The 14,625-nt window shown below is 72.7% G+C and carries 13 protein-coding genes; 4 read left to right on the top strand and 9 right to left on the bottom strand.

The annotated features are described in order from the left end of the window. The first annotated feature begins 9 nt into the window (after nucleotides 1-9). Nucleotides 10-903, top strand: coding sequence for an HhH-GPD family protein (locus ABT295_RS16680; protein ID WP_352395528.1), 894 nt, complete (start codon nucleotides 10-12; stop codon nucleotides 901-903). Between the two features lie 328 nt (nucleotides 904-1,231). Here ABT295_RS16680 and ABT295_RS16685 read toward each other — a convergent pair whose 3' ends face one another. From ABT295_RS16685 to ABT295_RS16695, 3 genes are read right to left on the bottom strand one after another with little or no spacing between them, the layout of a single operon-like run. After that, nucleotides 1,232-1,621 carry a PPOX class F420-dependent oxidoreductase gene (locus ABT295_RS16685; RefSeq protein ID WP_352395934.1) on the bottom strand — a complete coding sequence of 130 codons (390 nt, stop codon included), beginning with the start codon at nucleotides 1,619-1,621 and terminating at the stop codon, nucleotides 1,232-1,234. A 5-nt stretch (nucleotides 1,622-1,626) separates the two neighbouring features. After that, a complete protein-coding gene (locus ABT295_RS16690) occupies nucleotides 1,627-3,147 on the bottom strand; it encodes a GntT/GntP/DsdX family permease (protein ID WP_352395529.1) in 1,521 nt (506 codons plus the stop codon). Beyond that, nucleotides 3,144-3,770: a gluconokinase gene (locus ABT295_RS16695; RefSeq protein WP_502991188.1), complete on the bottom strand. Its 627-nt coding sequence runs from the start codon at nucleotides 3,768-3,770 to the stop codon at nucleotides 3,144-3,146. The genes ABT295_RS16690 and ABT295_RS16695 overlap by 4 nt, the downstream gene beginning before the upstream one ends. Nucleotides 3,771-3,848: 78 nt before the next feature. Between ABT295_RS16695 and ABT295_RS16700 the strand changes: the two genes are divergently transcribed. The 3 genes from ABT295_RS16700 to ABT295_RS16710 are packed head-to-tail and all read left to right on the top strand — an operon-like array spanning nucleotide 3,849 to nucleotide 6,389. Next, complete coding sequence (locus tag ABT295_RS16700) at nucleotides 3,849-4,643, top strand: ABC transporter permease (protein ID WP_352395530.1); 795 nt, start codon at nucleotides 3,849-3,851, stop codon at nucleotides 4,641-4,643. Then, complete coding sequence (locus ABT295_RS16705; protein WP_352395531.1) at nucleotides 4,636-5,454, top strand: ABC transporter permease; 819 nt, start codon at nucleotides 4,636-4,638, stop codon at nucleotides 5,452-5,454. The genes ABT295_RS16700 and ABT295_RS16705 overlap by 8 nt, the downstream gene beginning before the upstream one ends. Then, nucleotides 5,451-6,389 (top strand): ABC transporter ATP-binding protein, encoded by a 939-nt coding sequence (locus tag ABT295_RS16710; protein ID WP_352395532.1) that lies wholly within the window; start codon nucleotides 5,451-5,453, stop codon nucleotides 6,387-6,389. The genes ABT295_RS16705 and ABT295_RS16710 overlap by 4 nt, the downstream gene beginning before the upstream one ends. 105 nt (nucleotides 6,390-6,494) lie before the next feature. Here ABT295_RS16710 and ABT295_RS16715 read toward each other — a convergent pair whose 3' ends face one another. From ABT295_RS16715 to ABT295_RS16740, 6 genes are all read right to left on the bottom strand, one after another. Then, nucleotides 6,495-7,001, bottom strand: coding sequence for an amino-acid N-acetyltransferase (locus ABT295_RS16715; protein ID WP_352395533.1), 507 nt, complete (start codon nucleotides 6,999-7,001; stop codon nucleotides 6,495-6,497). Continuing rightward, nucleotides 6,998-8,200, bottom strand: a complete 1,203-nt coding sequence (locus ABT295_RS16720) for an LCP family protein (RefSeq protein ID WP_352395534.1) — start codon at nucleotides 8,198-8,200, stop codon at nucleotides 6,998-7,000. Before ABT295_RS16720 ends, ABT295_RS16715 begins: the two co-directional genes overlap by 4 nt. A 22-nt stretch (nucleotides 8,201-8,222) precedes the next feature. Further along, nucleotides 8,223-9,554, bottom strand: coding sequence for an FtsX-like permease family protein (locus ABT295_RS16725; RefSeq protein WP_352395535.1), 1,332 nt, complete (start codon nucleotides 9,552-9,554; stop codon nucleotides 8,223-8,225). Beyond that, nucleotides 9,551-10,393 (bottom strand): ABC transporter ATP-binding protein, encoded by an 843-nt coding sequence (locus ABT295_RS16730; RefSeq protein WP_352395536.1) that lies wholly within the window; start codon nucleotides 10,391-10,393, stop codon nucleotides 9,551-9,553. The genes ABT295_RS16725 and ABT295_RS16730 overlap by 4 nt, the downstream gene beginning before the upstream one ends. A gap of 195 nt (nucleotides 10,394-10,588) precedes the next feature. Beyond that, a complete protein-coding gene (locus tag ABT295_RS16735; RefSeq protein ID WP_352395537.1) occupies nucleotides 10,589-13,207 on the bottom strand; it encodes an ATP-dependent Clp protease ATP-binding subunit in 2,619 nt (872 codons plus the stop codon). 409 nt (nucleotides 13,208-13,616) lie between these two features. After that, nucleotides 13,617-14,489 (bottom strand): putative endonuclease domain-containing protein, encoded by an 873-nt coding sequence (locus tag ABT295_RS16740; RefSeq protein WP_352395538.1) that lies wholly within the window; start codon nucleotides 14,487-14,489, stop codon nucleotides 13,617-13,619. Nucleotides 14,490-14,625 lie beyond the last annotated feature (136 nt).

A 14,625-nucleotide genomic window follows, 5' to 3' on the forward strand; every position in this document is an offset into this window, starting at 1 on the left:
CGATCAGGTATGCCGTCCGGTCGGGTCCCGCTCGCGCTGCTCCACGAGCGCGTCAACGCCTGGTACGCGACCGAGGGGCGCGCACACCTGCCGTGGCGCCATCCCGACTGCCCGCCCTGGGGCGTCTTCCTCTCTGAGGTGATGTCGCAGCAGACCCCGCTCGCACGGGTCGAGCCGATCTGGCACGAGTGGATGGAGCGCTGGCCCACTCCGGCCGCGCTGGCCGCCGCGGCGCCGGGGGAGGCCGTGCGGGCCTGGGGCCGGCTCGGCTACCCGCGCCGGGCGCTGCGCCTCCACGAAGCGGCCACGGCGATGGTCGAGCGCCACGACGGGCAGGTGCCCCGCACCCCGGAGGAGCTGCTCGCGCTGCCCGGTGTCGGCGCCTACACGGCCGCGGCCGTGTCGTGCTTCGCCTTCGGCCTGCCCGAGGTCGTCGTCGACACGAACGTGCGCCGGGTGCTCGCGCGCACCCTCGAGGGCAAGGCCTTCCCGAACCTGACGCTCAACCGGGCCGAGGCACGGCTCGCCGCCGAGTCGATGCCGGCCGACCGCGACACCGCGAACACGTGGAACGTCGCGGTGATGGAGCTCGGCGCCCTCGTCTGCGTGGCGCGCGGGCCCCGGTGCGACGACTGCCCGGTGGCCGACCTCTGCGCCTGGAACCTCGACGGCCGCCCGGCCTACGACGGCCCGCCCCGGCGTGGACAGGCGTGGCACGGCACCGACCGGCAGGTGCGCGGCGAGCTGCTGCGCCGGCTGCGCGAGTCGACGGCACCGTTGCCGGTGCAGGCCCTCGAGGGTTCCGGCGACGACCCGCTCCAGGTCATGCGCTGCCTCGACTCGCTCGTCGCCGACGGCCTCGTCGAGCCCCTCCCGCGCCGCCGCTACCGCCTCCCCGCCTGACCGTCGAGCGGTCCCGGGCGATCCGCCCTCGGTTCGGCACGCCAACCCAGCCAAGGCGCACTTCGCGCAGCGATTCAGCCTCGGTTCGCCACGCCAACCCAGCCAAGGCGCACTTCGCGCAGCGATTCAGCCTCGAATCGCCACGCCAACCCAGCCAGGGCGGACTTGCCGCGGCGATCCGCCCTCGGTTCGGCACGCCAACCCAGCCAAGGCGCACTTCGCGCGCCGATTCAGCCTCGAATCGGCACGCCAACCCAGCCAGGGCGAACTTGCCGCGGCGATCCAGCCTCGAGTAGGTCGTGCGGGTCCCCGCCCGACGACGGGTCGATCAGACGTTGCCGAGCACCGACCGGACGGCGATCTCGACGACCACGCGCTCGGGGTTGGCGCGCGGGTCGCGGTAGCGGGCGGCATACCGGCGCTCGGCGTCGGCCACGGAGGCGGGGTCGTCGAGCACCCGCGCGGTGCCCTGCAGCGACAGCCACCACCGGCCGTCCACCTGGCAGAGCACTGCCGGGCAGCCGGCGAGGGCGTTTCGGGCCTTGCGGCTCTCGCGGCTCGTGATGACGCGCGCGACCGACGTCTCGGGGTCCCACGTGAAGCCGACCGGCACCACGTGCGGCGAGCCGTCGGGGCGCAGCGTCGTCAGCGTCGCGAGGTGTCGCACGGCCAGGAACTCGAGGGCCGCGGGGGAGAGGTCGCGGGGCAGGGTCGACATCGCGGTCACACCACGACGCTGAGCGCCATGACGAGCGCGAAGCCGACGACGGAGATCACCGTCTCCATGACCGACCACGACTTGATCGTCTCGCCGACCGTCAGGCCGAAGTACTCCTTGACGAGCCAGAAGCCGGCGTCGTTGACGTGGCTGAAGAAGAGCGACCCGCAGCCGATGGCGAGCACGAGCAGCGCGAGGTGGCTCGTGGTCAGGGTCGACGCGAGGGGGCCGACGATGCCGGCGGCCGTGATCGTCGCGACCGTCGCGGAGCCGGTGCCGAGGCGGATGAGCACCGCGACGAGCCAGCCGAGCAGCAGCACCGAGAGGTTGACGCCGGTGGCCCAGTCCTTGATGACGTCGCCGACGCCCGCGTCGACGAGCGTCTGCTTGAAGCCGCCGCCGGCCGCGACGATGAGGATGATGCCGGCGATGCCGGGGAGGCTGGCGCCGAACGAGTCGCTGACCTGCATCCGCGTCATGCCCGAGGCGAGGCCGAGGCGGAAGTAGCAGAAGATGACGGCGATGAGGAGCGCGACGACGGGCGTGCCGAAGACGTCGACGACCTTGCGTATGCCGTTCTCCTCGTCGGTGACGAGCAGCTTGGTGATCGCGTCGACGAGCATGAGCAGGACGGGAAGCGTGATGGCGACGATCGCCGAGCCGAAGCCGACGCGTCGGCGGCCGGGCTCGAGCGGGGCGTCGAGCTCGTCGAAGCCCTGCGCGTCGCCGCTGCTGCCGGTGGCCGAGCCGCCGGTGGCCGAGCCTCCGGCCGCCGAGCCTCCGGCGGACCCACCGCCGGGGAGGGCCGTGACGTGCTTGGGCACCCAGCGGTCGACGAAGGTCGCGAGCACCGGCCCGGCGATGACGACGGTCGGGATGGCGATGAGGATGCCGTAGAGCAGCGTGCGGCCGAGGTCGGCGCCGAGCAGGCCGATGGCGGTGAGCGGGCCGGGGTGGGGCGGCACGAGCCCGTGCAGCACCGAGAGGCCGGCGAGGGCCGGGATGCCGACCTTCATGACCGACAGGCCCGTGCGGCGGGCGACGAGGATGACGACCGGCACGAGGAGCACGACGCCGACCTCGAAGAAGAGCGGCAGGCCGAGGATCGCCGCGATGGCGGCCATCATCCACGGCAGGCCGTTCGGCCCGACCCTGCCGACGAGCGTCGCGACGATCTTGTTCGCGCCGCCGGACTCCTCGAGGATCTTGCCGATCATCGCGCCGAGGGCGATGAGCACCCCGACCGAGCCGGTCGTCGAGCCGAAGCCCGTCGTGAAGCTCGTGACGATGTCGCCGGGCGGCATCGTCGCGACGGCGCCGAGCACCGCCGAGCCGAGCATGAGCGAGAGGAACGGGTGCAGCTTGACGACGGTGATGAGCAGCACGACGGCGAGGATGCCGAGCAGGCACGCGGCGACGAGCTGGCCGTTGCCGGCATACGGCGCCTTGGGGGCCTCGTCGGCGAGGCGGGCGACCGACGGCAGCGCCCCGGTGGGGAGGGCGGCGGTCAGGGTGGCGAGGGTCATGCGGTGGGGTCCTTCCGGAGTCCGAGAGCACGCAGGGATCGGTCGAGCACCTCGGCGGCGGTGCCCTCGTTGGTGACGCTCACGCCGGGCTCGTCGGCCCCCAGCGGCTCGAGCGTGGCGAGCTGGCTGGGCAGCAGCGACGGGGGCATGTAGTGGCCAGCGCGGTGCTCCATGCGGTCCTGGATGACCTCGCTCGGCGCCTCGACGTGGAGGAAGCGCACGTGCGGGCGGCCGTCGCGCAGCAGGTCGCGGTAGACCCGGCGCAGCGCGGAGCAGGTGACGACGGCGGACTCGCCCACCGCCTCCTTGGCGCTGATCCACTCGCCGATGGAGCCGAGCCACGGCCACCGGTCGTCGTCGGTGAGCGGCTGGCCGCTGCTCATCTTCGCGACGTTGGCCTCGGAGTGGAAGGCGTCGCCCTCGGCGAACTCCCAGCCCATCAGGCTGGAGATCCCCTTGGCGACGGTGGTCTTGCCGCTGCCGCTGACGCCCATCACGATGACGACGTCCACGCGATCCGGAGCGCCGCCCGGGTCGCCGCTCGGGGCACTGCTGTCGGCGGGCCGGTCCGGTGGCCGCGGTGGGGCGGTGTCGTCCGTGCGGTCAGCGGCAGAGTCCGGCATGTCCCTGAACGTACCCCGTTGTCGACGAGTCGGCTCCGCGGTAGCGTTCGCCCTTGTGCCTGCCTCCGCCGTCTCGTCGTGAGCACCTTCTGGCTGCTCGTGCGCGCGGGCTTCCGGCGGCACTCGACCTACCGGCTGGCCCTCCTCGCGGGCATGACGACGAACTCCGTCTTCGGCGTCATCCGCGCCTCGATCCTGCTGGCGGCCCTCGCCTCCGCCGGCTCCACCATCGGCGGCTACGACGCCCCGACGGCCGTCGCGTTCGTCTGGTGGGGCCAGGCCCTGCTCGGCACCGTCAACCTCTGGGGCTTCGCGGAGGTCAAGGACCGCGTGCGCTCGGGCGACATCGCGGTCGACTTCCTGCGACCCGTCGATCCCCAGCTGGCCTATCTCGCAGGCGATCTCGGACGGGCGGGCATCAACCTGCTCGGTCGGGGAGTGCCCGCGATCCTGCTCGGGGCGCTCTTCTTCGACATGGCGGCCCCACCGTCGCCCGTCAGCTGGGTCGCGGGCGCCGCGTCGGTCGTGCTCGCCGTCGTCGTCGCGTTCGCGGGCAACTTCGTGATCAACCTGCTCGCCTTCTGGCTCGTCGAGATCCGGGGCGTCACGCTGCTGTGGATGATCACGGGTGGCCTGCTCTGCGGGCTCTACATCCCGGTGCCGTGGTTCCCCGACTGGCTGCGCACCATCGCCCAGTGGTCGCCGTTCCCGTCGATGCTGCAGAACCCCATCGACATCCTGGCCGGGCGTGTCGTCGGCGCCGACATCGCCTCGGCCGTCGCCGTGCAGGCCTTCTGGGCGGTGGCGCTGCTCGCGCTCGGCCAGCTCGTGCTGCGGGCCGGGCGGCGTCGCCTGGAGGTGCAGGGTGGCTGAGGTGACCCTGTCGCAGCGGCTGCGGCCCTACCGTGTCCTGCTCGCCTCGCGGGCCCGTGCCCAGCTGCAGTACCGCGCGTCGTTCGTCACCGACATCCTCGGCACGGTCGGGGTGGGCCTCGCGGAGTTCGCCGAGGTGTGGGTGATCTTCCACAACGTCGACGTGCTCGGCGGCCTCGACTTCACCGAGGCCCTGCTCGTCTTCGCCCTGTCCAACCTCGCCTTCTCGCTCGCCGACATGTTCGTCGGGCACCTCGACCAGCTGCCCGTCTACATCCGCGCCGGCCAGGTCGACGCCTTCTACGTGCGGCCGCTACCGCTGCTCGCGCAGCTCATGACGAGCGACCTGTCGCTGCGCAGGATCGGGCGGCTCACCGTCGCCGTCGTCGCCCTGGCGGTGGCCCTGACGACGGCCGACATCGACTGGGGGCCGAGCACCGTCGCCCTGCTCGCCCTGACCGTCGTCAGCGGCGCAGCGATCTTCTCGGCCCTCTTCACGACGGCCGGTGGGCTCCAGTTCTTCCTCGTCGACGGGGCGGAGTTCACCAACGCCTTCACCTACGGCGGGTCGTATGCCGCCCAGCAGAGCCAGCAGGTCTTCCCCGGTCCGCTGCGCATCTTCTGGACGTTCGTCGTGCCCACCGCGTTCGTCGCCTACGTCCCGGCCGTCGCCGTGCTCGACCTGCCACCTGACCCGTTCGCGCCGCACTGGCTCGCGTGGTGCACGCCGCTCGCGGCGCTGCTCGCGTGGGCGATCGCCGGCCTCTGCTGGAGGCTCGGGACCCGTCACTACCAAGGAGCCGGTGGATGAGCGCCCCCGTCATCGAGACCCACGAGCTCGTGCGCGACTTCCGGAGGACGCGGGCCGTCGACCGGATGACCTTCTCGGTCGAGTCGGGCGAGGCCGTCGGCTACATCGGGGCCAACGGCGCCGGCAAGTCGACGACGATCAAGATGCTGACCGGCATCCTCAGGCCGACGTCGGGGCAGGTGCGCACGTGCGGCCTCGACCCGATGCGCCGCCGCGTCGACGTCGCGCGCCGGGTCGGGGTCGTCTTCGGCCAGCGCTCGCAGCTGTGGTGGGACCTGCCGCTCCGCGACTCGTTCGCGATCCTCGGGGCGATCCACCGGATGGACGACGCGGCCACACGGGCCCGCACCGACGTGCTCGTCGAGCAGCTCGAGATGGGGCCGCAGCTCGGCACCCCGGTGCGCTCGCTGTCGCTGGGCCAGCGCATGCGCGCGGAGATCGCCGCGGCGCTGCTGCACTCGCCCGAGCTGCTCGTGCTCGACGAGCCGACGATCGGGCTCGACGTGCTGTCCAAGCAGCGCCTGCGCGAGTTCCTCGTCGCCGAGCGGCGCGAGCGCGGCACGACGCTGCTGCTCACGACGCACGACATGGGCGACGTCGAGCGGCTCTGCGACCGGGTGCTCGTCGTCGACCGCGGCCGGCTGGCGTTCGACGGGAGCCTGACCGGGCTCGCCGGCACGGTCGGGGCCCAGCGCGTGCTCGTGCTCGACCTCGCCGCCCCGACCCCCGACCTCGACGACGTGCCCGGTGCCAGCCTCATCTCGAGCGAGTCGGGCGGCCTGCGCCAGCGTCTGGGCTTCGACGCGGAGCGCACGACCGCGGCAGCCGTGCTCGCCCACGTGTCGGCGCGGCACGAGGTGCGCGACCTCGCCATCGAGGAGCCCGACATCGAGGACGTCGTCCGCCGCATCTACGCCGCGTCCGGGCGCGGGTGACCTCGACCGGCGCGCGCACGCACGTCTTGGCCTCTCGACGCTTTGGGAGTCGCGCGACGTGGCCTCTCGACGCTTTGGGAGTCGCGCGAAGTGGCCTCTCGACGGTCAGAGGGTGCGGAGCATGCGGGTGTTGCCGAGGGTGTTGGGCTTGACCCGTTCGAGGTCGAGGAACTCCGCGACGCCCTCGTCGTAGGAGCGCAGCAGCTCGGCGTAGACGTCCATCGGCACGGCCTGGCCCTCGATGACCTCGAAGCCGTGGCGCAGGAAGAAGTCCGTCTCGAAGGTGAGGCAGAAGAGCCGCTCGACCCCGATCTCCCTCGCGTCGTCGACGAGGGTCTCGAGCAGGCGGCCGCCGAGCCCGGTGCCGAGCTGGTCGGGCGCGACCGCGAGGGTGCGCACCTCGGCGAGGTCCTCCCACATGACGTGCAGGGCGCCGCAGCCGACGACGCGTCCGTCCTGCTCGGCCACGCGGAACTCCTGGAGGCTCTCGAAGTACGTGACGGCCTCCTTGCTCACCAGGACCCGCCGCTCGGCGAGCGGCGCGACGAGGGCCCGGATGCCGCGGACGTCCGACGTGCGCGCGCGCCGGATCACCGGGGTGCCGGCGGTCACGAGAGGTTCCCGTCACGGAAGGACCGGAACAGGCTGCGCGCCTGGGCGCCGAGCACGACGATCGACTGCTGCCCGGCCCAGCCGAACGCGCCCTTGGCCACGCCCCGGCCGACCTGCAGCGGGTTGAGCTGGTGCAGCCCGGCGGAGAAGGTGAGGATCTGCTCGGCGCTGAGGTTGCTGCGCCCGACCTTGCTGAAGCTGGTCAGCGCGCCGGGGATCGCGATGGGGCCGGCCAGCTTGGCCTTGACCGCGGCCGCGAGGATGACCTCGCCCTGGTGGCGCGAGCGCCCGAAGTCGCCGTCGGGCAGCGTCTTGCGCTCACGGGCGTAGGCCAGGGCCTGCTTGCCCGAGAGGGTCTGCGGCCCGGCCTTGATGACGAGGTCGCGCGCGTGCGAGGCGACGACGGTCCTCGGGATGACGATCGGGATGCCCCCCTGCTCGTCGACCACCTGCTTGAAGCCCGGGAAGCCGAGCACGACGTAGCCCTCGACGGGCAGGCCCGTCACCTTCTCGACCGTGCTGACCTGCGCCGTGGGGCCGCCCATCACCATTGCGGCGTTGATCTTGCCCTTGCCGCCGGTCGCCAGCGGCACCCAGAGGTCGCGGGCCATGCCCATGACGCCGCCGCCGCCCTTGCCGTCGATGCCGATGACCTGGAGCACGTCGGCGCGGGTGCGCTCGAGCGGCTGGCCCGGCCGCGCGTCGGAGCCGATCGCGAGCACCCAGCGGGGGCCACCGCCGAGGCTGGGCTTCGCGACGCCGAGCGAGGGCCACCAGCCGCCGACGACCTTCCAGCTCGGACCGACGGCGAGCGTCACGTCGTCGCCCGCCGTCACGACGGCCACGGGCGTGCCCATCCACGAGCCGACCTTGGCCGTGGCGGCGACCGGCCCGGTCGTGGGGGTGCGCGCCTCGAGCGCGGCCGCAGCGCTCGCCGATGCGGTCTTCGTGAGGTCGCCGCCGGCATACACGCTCGTCACGAGCGTGCGCAGGGCCGCGGGGGCGCCGGCCACGGTCACCCCTGAGGGCGCGCTCGAGGAGGAGCTCGTCGTCGTGCCGGCCCGTGACGACGGGCCGGGCGCCCCGGCCTGCGGCGTCGCGCCGGTGCAGGCCGCGAGCACGAGGGCGGCGACGACGGCCGTCCCGGCGGTGCGGGCCGCCGTCGAGGCCGGTGCGGTGGGGCGGTGCGTCGAGATCACCGCCCCACCGTAGACGACCGGTTCAGGCCACGCGGGACGCCGTCCGCACGAGCGGGCGGGACGCGAGCACCGAGGTCAGCACGACCGCTCCGGCCACCGCCGAGGTGACGACGAACCGCACGACGAGCGCGGTGTCGATGGCGTTCGTGAAGGGCAGCATGAGCACGAGCACGAAGCCGGCGGCCAGCACGATCGTCAGGGCGAGCGGCAGGGCGACCTCGAGGGCACGGGCCCGGTGGAGCGAGCGCTCGCTCGTGCCGGCGAGGGCGAGCGAGCGGTACTGCTCGCGCTGGTCGAGCACGCGCGCGGCCTGCACCACTCCGGTGGAGGTGGCCCCGACGACGGTGATGATGACGAGCGTCACGAGGGCGCCCGTGCCGAGGTCGTCGGCGAGGTAGGCCTCGAGCGGGTTGCTCGGCTCGTCGACGGAGGCGAGGCTCGTGAAGCCGACGACGACGACGGCGAGCCCGAGGGCCCCGACGGCGCGCCACGTGCTCTTGGGGTCGTCGGCGATGCGGCGGGCCGCGAGCAGCGTCGCGGCGCTCGGTGCCACACGCGCCGCGACGCGGCCCGCGACCATGACGACCCAGGGGCCGACGGCGTTGACGGCGAGGATCATGGCGCCGAGCACGAGCACGATCGTCATCCGCTGCGGCTCCTTCATCGGCGTGACGACGAGCACCCAGGCCGCGCCGGCCGCGACGGCGACGAGCACCCGCAGCACGCTGAGGCGTTTCGGGGTCGTGCGGGTAGCCACGCCGAGCGGGCTGATCGCCACCCGGGCGAGGCTCGACGCCCCGGAGACGACGGCCACGACGACCACCGCGGCCACCACGGCGAGCACCTGCGGGAGCGGGAGCACGAGCTCGCTCAGCTCGAACGGCCGGCCCTGGAAGGAGAGCCGGGCGACGAGCGGCAGCACCGCGAGGTGGAGCACGACGCCGGCCACGGCACCGACGAGCGCCTGCGCGGCCGCCTCGGCGAGCGTCATCAGCGTGACCTGCCCCGACGTGGCACCGGTCAGGCGCAGCGCGGCGAGGCGCTGGTCGCGCCGCGCGATGGCCAGGCGCGCGGCCACCCCGCCGAGGGTGAGGATCGGGATGACCATGCACGTCGTCGCGATCCACGCGAGCGTGACGTAGAGGTTGCCGAGGGCGGCCTGGTCGGTCAGCGGCCCGTCGAGGCCGCCGGGAGGGGTCGGGTTGCGCACCTCGAAGGCCCGAAGCCCCGCGATGCTGACGAGCAGGGCGGCCGTCGCGACGGCGAACGACACGACGGCGAGCACGCCGGGCAGCCGGTCGTCGGCGGCAGCGGCGCAGCGCAGCCGCCACCAGAGTGCGAGCGCGGCCCTCACCGGGTCACCGTCGCGGTGGTCGGGGAGGATGCCGGCACGCCGTGCCCGGCGATGCGACCGTCGCGCACGTGGACGACGCCGGTGCACCAGCGGGCGACGTTCTCGTCGTGCGTCACGACGACGAGCGAGGCGCCGGTGTGCGCGGCGAGCTGGGTCAGGTGCGCCATGACCTCGGCGCTCGTCGTCTGGTCGAGCGCGCCGGTCGGCTCGTCGGCGAAGACGACGCCCGGCCGCGCGACGAGCGCCCGGGCGATGGCGACGCGCTGGGCCTGGCCGCCGGAGAGCTCGCCCGGGCGCCGCTTCTCGAGGCCGGCGAGCCCGAGGGGGGCGAAGAGCGCGGCGGCGCGGGCGGTGGCCTCCGCCCGGCCGACGCGCCCGAGCATGAGCGGCAGGGCGACGTTCTCCACGGCCGGCAGCTCCGGCAGCAGCATGCCCTGCTGGAAGACGAAGCCGAAGTCCTCCCGGCGCAGCTTCGTGCGCTCGCGGTCGGACATCCGGGCGATGTCGCGGCCGCGCCACTGCACCTGGCCACCGGTCGGTCGCAGGATGCCGGCGAGGACGTGCAGCAGCGTCGTCTTGCCGGAGCCCGACGGCCCCATCACGGCGAGGCTCGTGCCCGCGCGGACGGTGACGTCGACGCCGCCCAGGGCGGGCGGGCCTGTCGTGCGCGAGCGGCCGTACGTCATGACGAGGTCGCGGGCCACGAGGTCACGCGAGTCGGGAGAGGCAGCGGCGGAAAGGCCGGAAGCGGCGGGAGAGGCGGCGGGGGAGGCGGCGGGCGGCGCGGCCGGGCGCTCGGGGGCACCGGCCGGCATACGGGCGGGGTCGTGGTGGCTCATGGCACCCAGCGTCGCCGGGGAGGGTGCGCCCCGGCGTCGGGCCGTGGTCGCCTCCTGCTGCGGGCGGCATACGACCCCGGTCGGACACGGGCGGCCCTGGCGTACGACCCGCACCTCGCACGACCCGGGCTGCGCACGACGGAGGGGCCGGGGACTCGCGTCCCCGACCCCTCCGGTCGACCTGTCGTGCGGCGCTCAGCGCTCCGTGCCGGTCAGCCCCGCGTCGGGGTAGACCTGGTCGTCGGGCACGGTGGGGCCGGCAGTGACGTTGACGCCGAGGGCCTCGTCGAGGGCGGCACCCTCGGGAAGCTCCGGCAGGTCGTCGGCCGGCCGGTGCGCGGCGTCCGGGTGGGCCATGTCGGAGAAGGTGAACTTCTCCTCCTTGCCCTCGCCCTCGGTGTCGATCTTGATGTACTGACCCGAGCCGAACTCGGCGAAGAGGATCTTCTCCGACAGGGCGTCCTCGATCTCGCGCTGGATGGTGCGGCGCAGCGGGCGCGCACCGAGCACGGGGTCGTAGCCCTTCTTGGCGAGCAGGTCCTTGGCCGCGGGCGTGAGCTCGATGCCCATGTCCTTGTCCTTGAGCCGCTTGTCGAGCTTGGCGATCTCGAGGTCGACGATCTGCGTGATCTCCGCCTTGTTGAGGTGCGGGAACACGATGGTGTCGTCGACGCGGTTGAGGAACTCGGGGCGGAAGTGCTGCTTGAGCTCGTCGGTGACCTTCGCCTTCATCCGCTCGTAGTCCGAGCGGCTGTCGGGCCCGGCCGAGAAGCCCATGTTGGCCTTGGAGATGTCCCGCGTGCCGAGGTTCGTCGTCATGATGATGACGGTGTTCTTGAAGTCGACCATCCGACCCTGCGAGTCGGTGAGGCGGCCGTCCTCGAGCACCTGCAGCAGCGAGTTGAAGATCTCCGGGTGGGCCTTCTCGACCTCGTCGAAGAGCACGACGGAGAACGGCTTGCGGCGCACCTTCTCGGTGAGCTGGCCGCCCTCCTCGTAGCCGACGTAGCCGGGGGGCGAGCCGAAGAGGCGGCTCACGGTGTGCTTCTCGGAGTACTCGGACATGTCGAGCTGGATCAGCGCGTCCTCGCTGCCGAAGAGGAACTCGGCGAGCGTCTTGGCGAGCTCGGTCTTACCGACACCGGTGGGGCCGGCGAAGATGAACGAGCCACCGGGGCGACGCGGGTCCTTGAGGCCTGCACGGGTGCGGCGGATCGCCTGGGACAGCGCCTTGACGGCGTCGTCCATGCCGACGATGCGCTTGTGCAGCTCGTCCTCCATGTGGAGCAGGCGGCTGGACTCCTCCTCGGTCAGCTTGAACACCGGGATGCCGGTGCTCGCAGCCAGGACCTCGGCGATGAGCTCCTCGTCCACCTCGGCCACGACGTCCATGTCGCCCGACTTCCACTGGGCCTCACGGGCGGCCTTCTCCTGGCGGAGGCGCTTCTCGTCGTCGCGGACGCGGGCCGCGCGCTCGAAGTCCTGGCCGTCGATGGCCGACTCCTTCTCGCGCACGAGGGCGGCGATCTTCTCGTCGAACTCGCGCAGGTCCGGCGGGGCCGTCATCCGGCGGATGCGCAGTCGCGCGCCCGCCTCGTCGATGAGGTCGATGGCCTTGTCGGGCAGGAAGCGGTCGTTGACGTAGCGGTCGGCCATGTTGGCGGCCGCGACGAGCGCGCCGTCGGTGATCGTCACGCGGTGGTGCGCCTCGTAGCGGTCACGCAGACCCTTGAGGATCTCGATGGCGTGCGGCAGCGTCGGCTCCTGCACCTGGATCGGCTGGAAGCGCCGCTCGAGGGCCGAGTCCTTCTCGATGTGCTTGCGGTACTCGTCGAGCGTCGTCGCGCCGATCGTCTGCAGCTCGCCACGGGCGAGCATCGGCTTGAGGATGCTCGCAGCGTCGATGGCGCCCTCGGCGGCACCCGCACCGACGAGCGTGTGGATCTCGTCGATGAAGATGATGATGTCGCCGCGGGTGCGGATCTCCTTGAGCACCTTCTTGAGGCGCTCCTCGAAGTCACCGCGGTAGCGGCTGCCGGCCACGAGCGAGCCGAGGTCGAGGGTGTAGAGCTGCTTGTCCTTAAGCGTCTCGGGCACCTCGCCCTTGACGATGTCCTGGGCCAGGCCCTCGACGACGGCGGTCTTGCCGACGCCGGGCTCGCCGATGAGGACGGGGTTGTTCTTGGTGCGGCGCGACAGCACCTGCATGACGCGCTCGATCTCCTTCTCACGCCCGATGACCGGGTCGAGCTTGCCCTCGCGGGCAGCCTGCGTGAGGTTGCGACCGAACTGGTCGAGCACGAGCGAGCCCGCCGGGGTGCCCTCGGCCTGGCCGGGGCCGACGCCGGCGCCGGCCTTCTCGCCGCTCTGCCCGCCCTGGTAGCCGGAGAGCAGCTGGATGACCTGCTGGCGCACCTTGTTCAGCTCCGCGCCGAGCTTGACGAGGACCTGGGCGGCGACGCCCTCGCCCTCGCGGATCAGGCCGAGCAGGATGTGCTCGGTGCCGATGTAGCTGTGGCCGAGCTGGAGCGCCTCGCGGAGCGAGTACTCGAGGACCTTCTTCGCGCGGGGCGTGAAGGGGATGTGGCCAGTCGGGGCCTGCTGCCCCTGGCCGATGATCTCCTGGACCTGGGCCCGGACCGCTTCGAGCGAGATGTCGAGCGACTCGAGGGCCTTCGCGGCGACGCCTTCGCCTTCGTGGATCAGACCCAGGAGGATGTGCTCGGTCCCGATGTAGTTGTGGTTGAGCAGGCGAGCTTCCTCCTGCGCGAGGACAACCACCCTTCGGGCCCTGTCGGTGAACCGTTCGAACATGTTCCTTCTCCTGACTGATCGAGAGACATCTCGATGCTATCCGTGCCCGCTGTGGACGAGCACAACCCGACCAACGCGGGTCGGGTGCGTCCTGTTCCCATCCTGAGCGTGATCGGCTCAGGTTCTGCCTCTGTTCGCCGTGGGCGGACAGATCGGGCACGTAGTACCCGCTGCCGCCCACCCCGTATGCCGGGACCCTCCCTTCGCGATCCCCCCGCCCCCACTCCCGCCAGGGCTGAGTTGGCGCGCCGGAACGCGTGGCTGCGGGCGTGCGAACTGCGCCCTGGCTGACTTAGCGTGCCGGGAACGGCGGCTCGGGGGCCGCCAACGTCGCCGTGGCTGACTTGGCGTGCCGGGAACGCCGGCTCGGGGCCCGCGAAGCGCGCCTCGGCTGACTGGGCGTGCCGGGTCAGGCCGGCGACTCCTCGTCGCCCGGTCGTCCGGGGAAGTGTCGTCGCCACTCGTCGTTGAGCGGGGGCACGGACATGCCCTGCCCTCGCATGGCCTTGGTGATGCGGCCCAGCGTCCGTCCCGGCACGCTGTAGATGTCCCTCGACACGATCACGAGGCGCCGGATCCCCGAGTCGTCGAGCTCCTCGTCCCGACCGATGTCGGCCAGCCACTGCTCGTTCGACTCGGCGTGCTGGCGACCGTCGTACTCGATGACCAGTCGGTGGGCTGGGTAGGAGAGGTCGAACCGCCTGAGCAGCGTGCCGTCGGAGTCGTGCACGCGGTGGTCGACCTCCGGCTCGGGTAGGCCGGCGAGGACGATGAGCAGGCGCAGGCGGGTCTCCATGGCCGAGTCCACGCCCGTCCGGACGAGGGACGCCGCTCGCCGGGCGAGCCGGCTGTGCGGGCCCGTGGCGCCGGCCACGAAGGTGCGCAGCTCCTCGACGGTGAAGCAGTGGCGGCGGACGAGGGAGTCGCCCAGCACGACGAGGTCCACGAGGTCGAGCACGTGCGCGAGGTCGCGGAAGGTCTGCAACGGGCTCGTGACGCGCAGGCCGGAGCGGGAGACCACGAGCTGGGACCGCTTGCGGCGGTGTGCGGCGACTCCGGTGACCTGGGCGCGCGGCCCGGGATAGCTGACGTGCACGTCGGGATGGTGCGGGACGACGCCGCCCCACAGTCGAGCCGCCGTGTGGTGCGAGAGGAAGGCCCCCGGTGGCGAGATGAGCAGCGCGGCCTCGGCGAGCAGCGTCGGCGAGGGCCTGACGTCCTTGGCGACGTAGACGCCGCGGAAGAGCGCCCGGTGCGACCGCCGGAGCTCGAACTCGGACATCGAGCAGGCCTGTGCGTCCTCGCTCGTGAACGGCCGCCCCGCTTCGATGGCCCGTGGACCCCGTGGGCGAAGCCGTGCCCTCCGCCGCGGTGCCGGGTTCGGGGTGCGCGCCTCCATGCCAATGAGGGTGGAGCAG

Source organism: Terrabacter sp. NPDC000476 (assembly GCF_040300125.1).
Lineage (GTDB): Bacteria > Actinomycetota > Actinomycetes > Actinomycetales > Dermatophilaceae > Terrabacter.